At 55.4% G+C, this 13,383-nt stretch carries 13 protein-coding genes; 4 read left to right on the top strand and 9 right to left on the bottom strand.

The genetic code is table 11. The annotated features are described in order from the left end of the window. Positions 1-173: 173 nt before the first annotated feature. Positions 174-767, top strand: coding sequence for a TetR/AcrR family transcriptional regulator (locus tag ABNH10_RS10755; RefSeq protein ID WP_349385925.1), 594 nt, complete (start codon positions 174-176; stop codon positions 765-767). A gap of 159 nt (positions 768-926) precedes the next feature. Here the strand turns inward: ABNH10_RS10755 and ABNH10_RS10750 are convergent, their stop codons facing one another. From ABNH10_RS10750 to ABNH10_RS10725, 6 genes are all read right to left on the bottom strand, one after another. Beyond that, the gene (locus ABNH10_RS10750) at positions 927-1,952 is read right to left on the bottom strand and encodes an alpha/beta fold hydrolase (protein WP_349385924.1); all 1,026 of its coding nucleotides are present in this window, start codon (positions 1,950-1,952) and stop codon (positions 927-929) included. A 52-nt stretch (positions 1,953-2,004) separates the two neighbouring features. Beyond that, positions 2,005-3,366, bottom strand: coding sequence for an ATP-binding protein (locus ABNH10_RS10745; protein ID WP_349385923.1), 1,362 nt, complete (start codon positions 3,364-3,366; stop codon positions 2,005-2,007). Between the two features lie 5 nt (positions 3,367-3,371). Beyond that, positions 3,372-4,040: a response regulator transcription factor gene (locus tag ABNH10_RS10740; RefSeq protein ID WP_349385922.1), complete on the bottom strand. Its 669-nt coding sequence runs from the start codon at positions 4,038-4,040 to the stop codon at positions 3,372-3,374. Further along, positions 4,040-4,375, bottom strand: coding sequence for a PepSY domain-containing protein (locus tag ABNH10_RS10735; protein WP_349385921.1), 336 nt, complete (start codon positions 4,373-4,375; stop codon positions 4,040-4,042). The genes ABNH10_RS10740 and ABNH10_RS10735 overlap by 1 nt, the downstream gene beginning before the upstream one ends. Before the next feature lie 4 nt (positions 4,376-4,379). Then, positions 4,380-4,688, bottom strand: coding sequence for a PepSY domain-containing protein (locus ABNH10_RS10730; RefSeq protein ID WP_349385920.1), 309 nt, complete (start codon positions 4,686-4,688; stop codon positions 4,380-4,382). Between the two features lie 380 nt (positions 4,689-5,068). Continuing rightward, positions 5,069-6,355 carry an acetyl-CoA C-acetyltransferase gene (locus tag ABNH10_RS10725; RefSeq protein WP_349385919.1) on the bottom strand — a complete coding sequence of 429 codons (1,287 nt, stop codon included), beginning with the start codon at positions 6,353-6,355 and terminating at the stop codon, positions 5,069-5,071. Positions 6,356-6,677: 322 nt separating this feature from the next. On the opposite strand from ABNH10_RS10725, the gene ABNH10_RS10720 reads away from it, so the two are divergent. From ABNH10_RS10720 to ABNH10_RS10710, 3 genes are all read left to right on the top strand, one after another. Further along, a complete protein-coding gene (locus ABNH10_RS10720) occupies positions 6,678-8,096 on the top strand; it encodes a 3-oxoacyl-ACP reductase (protein WP_349385918.1) in 1,419 nt (472 codons plus the stop codon). A 397-nt stretch (positions 8,097-8,493) separates the two neighbouring features. Beyond that, positions 8,494-8,640: a hypothetical protein gene (locus tag ABNH10_RS10715; RefSeq protein WP_349385917.1), complete on the top strand. Its 147-nt coding sequence runs from the start codon at positions 8,494-8,496 to the stop codon at positions 8,638-8,640. 54 nt (positions 8,641-8,694) lie between these two features. Further along, positions 8,695-9,213, top strand: a complete 519-nt coding sequence (locus tag ABNH10_RS10710) for an FxsA family protein (protein WP_349385916.1) — start codon at positions 8,695-8,697, stop codon at positions 9,211-9,213. 591 nt (positions 9,214-9,804) lie between these two features. On the opposite strand, the gene ABNH10_RS10705 is transcribed toward ABNH10_RS10710, so the two are convergent. From ABNH10_RS10705 to ABNH10_RS10695, 3 genes are all read right to left on the bottom strand, one after another. Next, the gene (locus ABNH10_RS10705; RefSeq protein WP_349385915.1) at positions 9,805-10,818 is read right to left on the bottom strand and encodes an AraC family transcriptional regulator; all 1,014 of its coding nucleotides are present in this window, start codon (positions 10,816-10,818) and stop codon (positions 9,805-9,807) included. A gap of 106 nt (positions 10,819-10,924) precedes the next feature. Beyond that, entirely contained in the window at positions 10,925-12,085 is a 1,161-nt protein-coding gene (locus ABNH10_RS10700) for a fatty acid desaturase family protein (protein ID WP_349385914.1), read from the bottom strand. Positions 12,086-12,112: 27 nt separating this feature from the next. Continuing rightward, positions 12,113-13,234: a ferredoxin reductase gene (locus ABNH10_RS10695; RefSeq protein WP_349385913.1), complete on the bottom strand. Its 1,122-nt coding sequence runs from the start codon at positions 13,232-13,234 to the stop codon at positions 12,113-12,115. Positions 13,235-13,383 lie beyond the last annotated feature (149 nt).

The raw sequence follows: 13,383 nt of genomic DNA, 5'->3' as shown, positions 1-13,383 counted from the left end.
ATCTGCACCACAGATGGCTACGCGTTGATTAATCTGGACAGTGTCAAGCTTAGGCGTTATTTTGACAGTGTCAAGATGGCACGAGAGACAATTCGCCTTACCCAGCCTACAAACATCTCTATGCCGTCTGCATAAGACACAAAGTCAATATATCGCCTAAACACAGGACACGCATGACCCAAAGCGCTCGCTACCACCATGGAGACCTGCATAACACCCTACTGCAGGAAGCTAACACCCTGCTCAATGAGCAGGGCATAGAAGGGTTGTCACTGCGCAAGCTGGCCGAACGAGCCGGGGTTTCGCGTACTGCGCCCTACCACCATTTTCGCGACAAGAATGCACTACTCTGCGCGCTTGCCGCCCAAGCCTTTGCGCAGCTGGACACCATTATTGAGCACCAGCTAGAAGCCGCCGCCAGCAAACCAGACATCCAGGCTTTCGTGGTCGAATACCTGCGTTTTGCCACCGAAAACCCAGAACAATATGAGCTGATGTTCGGGCGCACCCTCTGGAAAAGCGGCAACCCCACAGACGATCTGAAAGCGGTGGCCTACCGCAGCTTTCGTCGCTATGCCGAAGGGTTACAGCCTTTGGTAAAGGGGCGCCTGCCCACTGGCACCGACCCGCTGCGGGTGGCTCAGGCCAGCTGGGCGACTATCCACGGCCTCTGCAAGCTGTTCATTGATGGGGTCTATGTAAACCGGGACGACATGGAAGCGGTGAGCCAGCAGGCGGTATCGCTGATTATGGCGGCGCTCAAATAAGGTTTATCGCGAGATTAGTGCCAAGGTATAAACGGAGCGTCTTTCTCTCTGGCGTGTAAAGAATCAGGGTCCCCAGAAGCCAAGCGGAGATCCCTTTCTAGGGTCTCCGCCCTAAAGCAACACTGAACGCTTGCCTGCAAACGATGCCGGGTTCTGGCATCAGCGATTACTGGCCAAGAACGTTGTCAGTGCCTTGATGTAATCTTCGAACGCTTCGTACTGTGGCACATGGCCAATACCGTCCAGTTCCACCAAGCTTGCCTCCGGGATGCTCTGTGCCGCTTGCCGACCCAGCGCGCCATATAACCCCAACTTATCCTGCATTGCTTCAGGAGCGCGATTGCTACCCAATGCGGTGCGGTCACGATTACCAATAATCAGCAGGGTTGGCACGGCCAGGCGGTCAAATTCATGCACCACCGGCTGGCTATAAATCATGTCGTAGGTCAGGGCTGAGTTCCAGGCAATCAACGGATAGTCAGGGCCGCGAATCCAGCCTTGCTGCAACGCCAGTAACGGCTCGTAATCCGCTTTCCACTGACCATCAAAATAACTGCGCGTCATGTACGCTTTAACCTTCTCGGGGGTTTTCTTCAGCTCCCCTTCATACCAAGCATCCACGGACTGCCAAGGCACCTGTTTTTGTTTCCAGTCTTCCAGGCCAATGGGATTGACCAGTGTCAGCGAGTCTGTGCGTGGCGCAAACATCAGTGCAAAACGGGTGGCAAGCATGCCACCCATGGAGTGACCGACAACAGAGGCCCGCTCTATCTCGAGGGAATCCAGCAGCCGGCGAGTCTGATCCGCCAGCACCTGAAAGCTGTACTGAAAACGGTCCGGCTTGGACGATTTACCAAACCCGATCTGGTCGGGCACCACCACGCGATACCCTTGTTCCAGCAACGCATCCATGGTGCTTTTCCAGTACGCCCCGGAGAAGTTCTTGCCGTGCAGTAACAGGACCGTTTCGCCATTGGCTTTTTGCGGCTGCACGTCCATGTAGGCCATCTCCAGGCGCTGCTGCTGATCGGCAACGGTTAACCTCTGAACCGGGTAGGGATAGGCATACTCGCTGAGCTGTGCATCCAGAGCCACAGGCTCTGCCAAGGCCACACAACTCAACAACAGGCAAAGCAGCACAGCCAGCCCCCTACTCCATTGACGCTGCATGGACTCCCCCTTCATGACCTCTCCTGCTCAAATATGTATATGAATATTCACCCGTGGTGAATGCACATCACGCTTTCCGTTCTCTCTGAAAACCAGTGCTTTCACTGTGCGGAGCAGGCAAGCGTAAGCAAACCCGCAAGCCTCCCAGTGAACTAACATCCAGCACCAATGAGCCGCCATAGGCCGCCACCGTATCACTGACAATGGATAGCCCCAGCCCATGGCCGGCGGCGCGCTCATCCAAACGCTGCCCCCGTTGCAAAACCTGATCCTGACGCTCCGCCTGAATGCCGGGGCCATCATCCTCCACACACAGGATCAACTGTCTGTGTCCGTCGTCATCCGTGCCCCTCTTCGCGATCACCTTGACACGTTGATTTGCCCATTTAAAGGCGTTATCCAACAGGTTGCCCAACACTTCCAGCATGTCATCACGGTCAAACGGCTGGGCCGGCAGCGGCGCCATCTCCAGATGGATGTCCAGATCCCGCTGGTGGGCCTGCTCCAACGTGCCAAGCAGCAAGGGAAGATCCTCCGCCGGACAAAACCGGTTACGGGTTGTCACTCCGGCCGCGACCCGAGCGCGCCCTAGAGCACGACGAATATTGGCTTCCATCTGCCCCAGCTGCTCGGTCAGCATGGCGTATAGCGCCGGATCAGACGCGGACAGCTCCTGTGTGCAGCGGTTTTTGAGAATGGCGAGCGGGGTTTTCAGTGCATGCCCCAAGTCGCCCAGGGCATGGCGGGAGCGCTGTAGCTGTTGCTCTGTATGGCGCTGCAGGCGATTGATCTCCACCACCAAAGGATGCAGTTCCAGCGCTACCTGTTCGTTCAACTCATGGCGTTCACCGCCGCGCAGCTGTTCGATTTCATCCCGCGCCCGGCGCAGGGGCGCCAACCCCCGGCGTAATAGCCACTGCTGAATACCCGCCAGCAGCAGCAACACTCCCACCCAGGCCACCCACACCACGGTGCGCGTCTGGTTATAGGTTGTCAGAACCGGCGTGTAATCCTGAGCCACCACCACGGTGACAGCCTGCCCTTCTTTTTGGTACTCACCACGAAAACGCAATAGTTGCTGATCCGCCGGCCCGGGTTGCAAATCAGGGTGTACGCCCACTTGCGAAGGCACTGCCAATTGCTGATCCCACAACGAACGGGAACGCCAGCGCTGCTCGCCCAGCAACACCACAAAATAACGCCCAGACAAGGGGCGCCGATAGGCGGGATGCAGACGTGTCGTATCCAAACTCAAGTGGCCTTGCGGGCCAGCCACTAATGCCGCCAGCACCCCAGCGGCGTCATCGCGCAATTGCAGGCTCAGGGCCTGGCGTTGATCGCGCTCCAGCCACCACAGCGTTCCTTGGATGATCAAACCACCTGCCAGCAGCAAGCTGACGAACAGGCTGATTCCCAGCCGGCGGCCCATGGATCTCATTGTGCTTTACCGGTAAAAACGTAGCCTTGGCCACGGCGGGTTTCAATCACAGTTTTACCCAGCTTGCGGCGCAGGCGATTCACATGCACTTCCAGCACATTAGAATCGCGGTCGCTTTCGTTATCGTACAAGTGAGAAGCCAGCTGCCCTTTCGAGAGTAACCGGTCAGGGTTATGCATGAAGTAACGAAGCATTCGAAACTCCGCGCCAGTCAACCTAATTTCCTCTTCCCCTGACCAGACGCTGTGTCGATTTTCATCCAACGTAAAGGTGCCCGCGGTAAGCTGAGATGTATTGGCGCGGCCATGAGTGCGTCGCAACAAAGCCTGCACCCGTAATAACAACTCGTCCGGATGAAACGGTTTGGCCAGGTAGTCATCGGCACCGCTCTGCAAACCTTCAATGCGTTCAGCCCAGCTGTCACGGGCGGTGAGAATTAGCACAGGGACCGCCTGCCCTTCTGCACGCCACTGCTCAAGCACCTGCAGGCCATCCAGGCCCGGCAATCCCAGATCCAGAATCACCAGATCGAACGGATCATCATTGAGTGCCGGCAAGGCATCACGGCCATCCGCCAGCCAATCCACCGCGTAGCCATGTTCGCGAAGCATGGGCATAAGTTGATCCGCCAACGGAATACTGTCTTCCACCAACAGAATGCGCATCAGTCGTCACGCTCGTCATCAAGAACCTGCCCGGTGCGGGCATCCATCTCAATCTCACGGACCACCCGGTCTCCGGTCAGTAATTCAATCTCGTAGATCAACTGGCCATCGTCGCGCTCCAGTTCAACCTCCAGCACACGCCCTTGTGGATAGCGCTGCTTCAGCGTTTCCAACAAAGAGGAAAACGCCACAATTTCGCCCTGCTGACGTAACTGCAGAGCCTCATCCTGGCTAATGTCATCGGCCGCACTGGACAATGAACACACGCAAAGCAGGGCGACAAGTATCGCCCTGCTTTTACGGGGCCGCTGGCCCGGCAATGTGTGAACAAGCAAGGACTCAGTCCTTCTCTTCGCCCAGCACATCACCGTTGCTGGCATCAATGTCCAGGTCCCACTCCACGCCCTGCGGGTTACGCAGCTCAACCTGGTAGAGGTAACGGCCATACTCGTTTTCCAGCTCCGTATCGGTGATTTCCGCATCGGGGTGCCTGTCTAATGCTACCTTATCGAGTTTATCCAGGGACTGGATAGTCCCGTCCTTCACTAGCGAATCGATCTTGCTGCGGGGCACGTCATCAGCTTGCACCGCACCGACAGAGGCCACACCCAATACGGCGGCAATCAACGTTGTTTTGGTCAAAGTCATGTTTACTCTCCTTTTCGTTGAGGTCGAGTGAACCATAACTGGCCAAGCTGAATGGAACCTGAATGCAGGCTGACGCCGACCTGAACCCACGAGCAGGGCTGCGCGTTTCTTTCGTGCCCTCTACTCGCGTCTACGCCATGACTTGTCTCGTCTTATGAATAACCCAGGCGAGATTCCGTATAACCACTGCACTGGCTCGTTCGCGTAAAACAATGACATGAAGAGATTTATAGGGCGTTAACAGGGGATTGTAGAGGCAAGGAAAAATCACGAACAGGTCAGGTTTATCTCTATTGCATGCTGCACGGCCCTTGTTGCAGCCGCAGAACGGCATAAAAAAACCGGCCAAACGGCCGGTTTTTTTATTACCAACCGCGTGGTTACTTCTCGAGGATGGCAACCACACCCTGGCCGCCAGCTGCACACACGGAGATCAGCGCGCGCCCGGAACCTTTTTCGTTCAGCAGCTTGGCCGCATTGGCGACGATACGGCCACCAGTGGCAGCAAACGGGTGGCCCGCTGCCAAAGAGGAGCCCTTCACGTTCAGCTTGCTACGATCGATACTGCCCAGCGCCTTCTTGCGACCCAAACGCTCTTTGCAGAAGCTTTCGTCTTCCCACGCTTTCAGGGTAGACAGTACCTGAGAAGCGAAGGCTTCATGGATTTCATAGAAATCGAAGTCCTGCAGGCTCAGGTCCAGCTTGTCTAGCATGCTTGGCACCGCATACGCCGGCGCCATCAACAGGCCTTCTTTTTTGCCAATGAAGTCTACGGCTGCAGCTTCACCAATAGTCATGTAAGCCAACACGGGCAAGCCACGCTCTTTAGCCCACTCTTCAGAAGCCAACAAAACAGCAGACGCTCCGTCAGTTAGCGGGGTGGAGTTGGCCGCGGTCATGGTGCCGTTCGGGCCACCGAAGCAAGGCTTAAGTGTCGCCAGTTTTTCCAAGGTAGAATCGCCACGCATATTGTTGTCGCGTTCCAGACCATTGAAAGGCGTGACCAAATCATCCTGCCAGCCATCTTCATAGGACTTGGCCAGATTCTGGTGAGAGCGCCATGCCAGCTCATCCTGCGCTTCACGGGAAATGCCCCACTCGGCGGCAGTAATTGCCTGGTGCTCACCCATGGACAGGCCGGTACGCGGCTCGCCGTTTTTAGGAAGATCGGGCATCAGGGATTTCGGATTCAGCAGTTTCAAACCCAGCTTGGCACGTTCGCCATTGGTCTTGGCGCGGTTCAGCGCCATGAACACCTTGCGAGCGTCTTCATTCACACCCAGCGGCGCGTCAGAAGTAGTGTCCACACCGCCGGCGATAGCGCAGTCGATCTGGCCCAAAGCGATCTTGTTGGCCACCAGGATAGCCGCTTCCAGGCCGGTTCCGCAGGCTTGTTGCAGATCGTAGGCCGGGGTTGACGGAGCCAGCTTGGAGCCCAATACCGATTCGCGAACCAGATTGAAATCGCGGGCGTGTTTCATGACGGCGCCCGCGGCGACTTCATCAATTTTCTCGCCATGCAATTTGAAACGGTCCACCAGTCCATCCAATGCTGCGGTCAGCATTTGCTGGTTGCTGGTGTCGATGTAGGCACTGTTGGAGCGCGCAAACGGGATACGGTTACCACCAATAATGGCGACCTTACGAACGGCTTTACCTGCCAGCATAATCTTTTCCTCTAGAGATGGACGGTCATCAACGATGACAACGGTGGCGAATTTGGCCACGGTATTCACTCGACAGGGCGCAGTCTACCCCCAACCGTGCCGGCCTCATTGGCTCAAACGACTGTTTGCCGGCCGGAGCCGGTCAATACACCCGCCACACTGCAGTGATTCAATACGCGCCAGTGTGCGACAGGGGCAAACGTCCTGCCCTACGAAAGACGGCGTATTTTCACCCTGTTTTTGCGCGGCACCCCTTTAAACCCGTTTCGTTTACCCTAAGGTAAATGAGCACATTCATCATTCGATGGAAAAGGACAGGATCATGAGCGATACCTATCAAACGATTGCCAACTCTCCCATGGGCAAGGCACTATTCGGCGCAATCAACTTGCCGATCCCGGTTATTCTGGAGCGCTGGCAGCCGGGCCAGGCATCCTTTATCAAAGGGCGCGTGCTGGTAGGCGCTGCCAATGGTTCTACTGCCATCGACAACGTACTGACAACCCTTAAAGGGGCTCCCGACGCGCAAGTTGCCGTTCTTGCAAACACCGCCAACGCCACCGAATTGCACAAAGAAGCCGGGAAGCTGGGTGTTGATGCGGACAACTACACCGCTGACCGCGAAGACGATGCCACATTCAAAGGCCTGGTATTTGACGCCACCGGCATCCAGAGCCCAGACGAGCTAAAAGCGCTGTGGGAGTTCTTCCACCCGGTGATCCGCAAGCTGGATAAATGCGCCCGTGTTGTCGTTATTGGTCGCACTCCAGAAAAACAGGCGGGCGCAGTGCGTGTTGCCCAGCGCGCCCTGGAAGGCTTCACTCGCTCTGTGGGCAAGGAAATCAAGAAAGGCGCCACTGCCCAGCTAATCTATGTTGATGAAGGCGCTGAAGCGCAGTTGGCGTCCCCGCTGCATTTCTTCCTATCACCCAAATCCGCTTATGTGTCCGGCCAGGTGGTGCGTGTTTCAGAAGCAGGCTTTAAAGCCGCCGACTTCAACTGGGACAAGCCATTGGCAGGCAAAAAAGCCTTGGTTACCGGTGGTTCCCGCGGTATTGGTGCCGCCATTGCAGAAGTGCTTTCCCGCGACGGCGCTTCTGTCACCGTGCTGGACATTCCTCCCATGGCCGATGACCTAAATACGGTGGCCGCGCAGATTGGTGGTGATACCCTTGAAATGGATATCACCGCTGACGAAGCCCCTGCAGCCATCGCCGCAAAAGCGAAGGCCATTGGCGGTTATGACGTGGTTGTCCACAATGCCGGTGTAACCCGCGACAAAATGCTGGGCAACATGTCGGAAAAATTCTGGGACATGGTATTGAACATCAACATCGCCAGCCAACTGCGCATTAACGAAGCCCTGCTCTCCAGCGGCGGCCTGGGTAAAGGTGCCAGCATCATCTCCATCAGCTCCATCGCGGGCATTGCCGGCAACCTGGGCCAAACCAACTACGGTTGTTCCAAGGCAGCGGTAATCGGCATGGTCGATGCTTTCAAAGATGAGTACGCCGAGAAAGGCATCACCATCAATGCCGTGGCGCCAGGCTTCATCGAAACCCAGATGACCGCCGCCATCCCCTTCACCATCCGTGAAGCAGGCCGTCGCATGAACGCCATGAACCAGGGCGGTCAGCCAGTAGATGTAGCAGAAACCATCGCCTTCTTTGCCAGCCCTGCGTCTCAAGGCCTGACCGGCAACGTAGTACGTGTGTGTGGCCAGATGCTGCTGGGCGCGTAAACGCCCGCAGCAGACAACACGTTTCACGCAACCCGTGTGAAGCCGTCATAAATCAACAAAAGAGCCGCGCCTTAGGGTGCGGTTTTTTTGTGGGTGGGCAAAGTGTTTAAGGCGCGCCTATACCGGTATGGAACCTTCCGATCGAGTTCGCACCTCAAGAACTGCGTACAGCGGTTTCATTAAACATGTGTAGTGGCTGGCGTTAAGCGTGTTGCCGTCGAAAAACGGCGCATGAGCAGCGCCGCGATCTCAGTGCGATCTGCAACGCACTGTGTATCGGTAGAACGCTTGTCGCTGTAATCGCCTGGTAAGCGGTAACTGTCGCTGAATCAAGTTCTCAACGCCCCGGGCCGCCCGCCGGGGCCTGGGTTACCCCATTCACCAGCATGCCAACGCCATGCAGCTGGCAGTGCGTCCCTTCCCCGTAGCCCACCCACCGGTATCCACCGGGATCTGGTCTCCAGCCCCCCGCAGCGCGGCCCGGCTCACCACTGCCTTCGCCGACGACGGCAAGAAACCCTTGGCGCAGGAACCCATCCCTTGAATTTGAGTCCAATCATAACCATATATTGACTATTGACGATAAACAGGACAGCCCATGGGTTTTGGTCGCATTTTCTTCTTCATCTTCGGTTTCGCCCTATTGGAAGTGCTGGTGTTGGCACAGGTTGCTGGCGCCATCGGTTGGCCCATTACCATCATCGTCACCGTGATCACGGCCTTATTGGGCAGCTATCTGTTCCGCCGCCAGGGGCTGGACACTTGGGTGCGCCTGAATCAGCGTATGCAACAGGGTGAAATGCCCGGCCAAGAAATGGTGGAGGGCATGATGCTGCTACTCGGTGGCGCCTTGCTGATCACCCCCGGATTTATTACCGACGCGGTAGGCTTCGCACTACTGTTACCCGGCTCTCGCCGCTGGATGGCTAGCAAGGTAATTAAGAAAGGGACGCTACAGGGGTTCACCACCGTTCAGGGGGCCGGATTTGCCTATACTCGGACCCGTTATCCCGGTGGGGGAGCCAATCCGTTCCAGCAACAACCGGGCCGTAACGATGATCGAACCATCACCGGCGGCGACACCATTGAGGGAGAATCCCACCGCACGGACCGATAAACACTGGCTGGCTGTGGAAATATAAAAATGAAACAGCCAGTGAGAATATTCAGGGGTCAGCTTTGCGCTATCCGGCTGAGCTGATCGCCAAGCCTGAAATTCGCCCCTGTCCAGCACACCCTGCCGTTATCTCGAATCATTAATCATTGGTCTGCCGCCCAGACAATTACTCCGAGTGAGGCCGTGCTTGCCTGCCCTGCTAGATTGCTCGCCCTCGCAGTAGACTCAGCGCTCACCTGGCGGAGGCATCATGAATCCGTTTTTCAATCCCATTTTCAGTAACGGGTTGGGCGACTCGGCATGGGCTTCTCTCCGCTGGCCACGGCAGCACTAAAGCACTAGCAGGTAGCGCCGCGGCCCTGAGCGATGCAGGCCCCCGTTGCCGATTCCCCCTTGGCTTGGTCCCACTGCCGGGCTCCATGCGGACGGGCGATACGACCATATTTACGACGCGGTAATCCCGACATTCTTGCACTACTACTTGCCACTGATTACCGCAGGCTGGCTGCCTTGGTGCTTTAATGCACTAGCGCCATACAAAAAAAGCGCCAACGGCGCCTTCTTCAATTTTATACTTATCCCGTATCGGCTTTACCCCAAGGCATCCTCTTCCGCCTTCAATTTACGGTATTCGATCGGGGTCATGCCGACCCAGCGTTTAAATGCACGATAAAAGGTAGACGGCTCGGAGAAACCGGTGAGATAGACAATTTCGTCGATGGATTCGTCGGTGCCGGCCAGCAATCGTTTCGCTAAACGACAACGGTAGTCGGCCACCAGCTGGTTAAAGTTGGTATCAGCATCCGCCAGTCGGGTGCGCAACTGGCGTGCCTTGATGCCCAACCGCTCCGCCACCTCTTCTAGGTTGGCATGGCCAGATTCCAGCAATTCGCCAATTAACCGGTTTACCTGCGCCACCAGATCCTGCTTCTCCAACCGGGCCACCTGCTCACTGGCAAGCTGTTCGTGCAGGCGCAATAACTCCGGCTCGTGATGCGCAGAAGGCAGGTTCATGAGTTTGGCATCGAAATACATGCCCACACTGGGCATGTCGAATTTTACCGGGCAATCAAACAGGCGTTCGTATTCGCGCTGATCCGCGTGGCGAGGATGGCCGAAATGTACTTCTAATGGCTCAAATGCATCATCGGTCACGAAACGGAAGAACTTGATCAACCCCATGATCATGCATTCATTGAGATGGCTGAGACGAGCACTCCAGATTCTTTGCTTAAGAAAAACCCGGTCGCCTTCTTCAAACAATTCGCCCTGAGCGGCATCAGAAAGCAAACGCTGATAGTCCAAGGCCCGTTTCAGCCCTTCGCCAAAGGTCGGGCTGGAGAGGAACAAGTACTCAAGCACTTGGCCCTTATAGACGGGAATATGTTCGCCCAAATGCAATCCGACGTATTCATCACCGGACACTTTTTCCAGCGCCTGCCAGAACCATTCTTGGGCATCGTGGGGAGTACGCAGGTCCGGAACCTGCAAAATGGACTTATCCAGCCCGACCTCCGCCAACACGGCATCGGCATCAATACCGGCTTTTACCATGGCTTTGTACGCCATTCGTAACAGCACACCGGAATCCGTCATTTCTGCCATGCGTTTGCTTGTCCCCAAACAAAAATACCACTACTCAGAGTCGTTGAGAGTAGCACAAGGAAGCAGGCCCGGAATAGCACTCACCCACCCAAGAAATTGTATGGGTTCAGGCCGCGCTGCGGGTTTTTGCTTTTGCCGTTGAAGTCAGTGATTCTGCCTTGGCGTGCAACCCTTTCAGCGGACCAGGCCCATGGCCGTCTTTTTTGCGCTTGCCTGGCAGGCTCAGCTTCAGAATCCTCTTCCAGGTGCTGATCGATTGACCAATAAAAGAGCCCGTATTGTAAGGCAAACCGTGTTTCTCACAGATGGCTTGTACTTCAAGGGAAATTCGAGCATAGCGATGTGCCGGAATATCGGGGAACAAATGGTGTTCAATCTGAAAGCTCAAGTTGCCACTCATCAGGTGCATCAAGCGACTACCTTCAAAGTTGGCAGAGCCTAGCATCTGCCGCACATACCATTGCCCGCGAGTTTCATTTTCCACCACGGACTCGGCGAATTGCTCTACCGCTTCCGGGAAATGACCGTTAAAAATCACCACGCAGGACCATAGATTACGCGTCACGTTTGCGGCCAGGTTTCCGGCAAACACCAGCGGCGCAAACGGGCCTGCCAAGGCGGGAAAGAGCAGATAATCCTTGACCAACTGCTTACGCATTTTTTTCCAAATCGGCTTAAACTCGGCCTTAATGTCTTCTTTGCTCTTGGTCTTGTTGATCAAATAGTCTTCTAACTTAAGACTTTGAACGGCCACAAAGTGCTGGAAAAAAACGGCAAGAATCACCGACAACACCGGGTTAAACAGAAAACGCGGCTCCCACTTCTGATCGTCAGACATGCGTAGCAGGCCATAACCAATATCGTGGTCCATATCGAGCACGTTGGTATAAGTGTGGTGCTCGAAGTTATGCGAGTGTTTCCAGTTTTTATTGGTACAGGTGTTATCCCAGTCGAATGTCCTGGAGTTCAGGTTCGGGTCGCCCATCCAGTCATACTGACCATGCATCACATTATGACCGACTTCCATATTATCAATGATCTTTGAGGCGGACAGGCAAGCCACACCGGCCAACCATGCTGGTGGCAAGAAGCCCAACATTAACAAGCCACGGCCGGCCACTTCCAGCTGGCGTTGACGCTTCACCACGCTACGAATGTACTTTTCGTCTTTCTCACCCAAGTCCGCCAGCTCGCGGTTACGGATCGCGTCTAATTCCCGGCCAATCGTCTCGAATTGTTCGGCGGTAAGGTTGCTAAAAATGCTCATAATAATGTCTCGCCTTCCTTGATCGATTTAGATATCCAGCGTGACCGTGCCCACCGGCACGGTCACGCAGATTTGGATAATTTCTTCACCAGCATCGCTGATTTCACCAGTACGAATGTCGCGGACCTTGCCCGCTGTCTTGCGGCAAGAGCAGGTATGGCAGATACCCATGCGGCAACCGGATTGGGGTGTTAGCCCGGCCACTTCTGCTTGCTCAAGCAGAGTCGCACCACTGTTTACTTCCACTCGTTCGCTCTGTAGGAAGCACACTTCGCCTGCAACGTTGTCGCTTTGCAGATCCGCTGTGGCTAGGGTGAATTGCTCTTTATGCAGCTGGTCACCAAGTCCGTCTTCATTCCATACTTTTTCTACTGCGGCCATCATTGGTGGCGGACCACAGAGGAAAACGGTTGCCTCGGCATAGTCCGGCACGGAACGGAATAAATGTTCACGGCTAAACAAGCCCGTTAATTCTCCGTGTTCACTTTCGTCATTGAAGCAACGCAACAGAGTCACATTGTCATGACGCTCAGCAATGCTCTCCAGCTCGGTGGCATAGATCATGTCAGCCGCGCTGTTGGCATAGTGTAAGAACGTCACTGGCCCAGAAAACCCTTCATCACAGAGTGTCCGTAGCATGGACATTACCGGGGTAATGCCGCTGCCACCGCTGATCAACAACACCCGTTCAGGTCGCTCTGCGGGGAGCACAAATTCGCCCGCCGACTGGGACAAGGTCACCACTTCCCCCACTGACATCTGATCACGCAGGTAGCGCGAAACAAAACCGTTGGCATGAGCCTTCACCGTTAACTCAATGCGGCCATCTGCGAGGTGCACAGAGTTTGCCGGGGAGTAGCAACGTGTTTGACGCTTGCCATCGATTGTCACGGTAAGTTGCACAAACTGCCCGGGAATAAACCCCTGCCAATTACTGTTGGGGCGTAGTGTCACGGTGGTACTGTCGTCGGTGAGATAGTCGACGCGCTCCACTTCAGCGCGCACTTCATCCACCGACCACATCGGATTCAATACTTCCAGATAACGATCCACGCCGTGAGGAGTAGCCAGAATGGTGGCCACACGGGATTGCAGAAGACGGTTAACGCCTTGCTGAAAACGATTGGATGTTTGTGTTATCGAGCTCATGGGTCAGGCCCTTCAAGTGAACAGTTGTACGCATTATTCACGCCGGCGCTCACTCAGTCAACAAGTGTTCACAAAAAAGATAAAGACTTCTTTTATCATGGTGTTACAACCTATCCTAGGGAATTGGTTGCATCACAAGCCTGCACAGA

This window comes from Alcanivorax sp. (assembly GCF_040119285.1).
Taxonomy (GTDB): domain Bacteria; phylum Pseudomonadota; class Gammaproteobacteria; order Pseudomonadales; family Alcanivoracaceae; genus Alcanivorax.
Note: the sequence above shows the minus strand (reverse complement) of the source record. Positions and strands in the feature narration are given on the sequence as shown.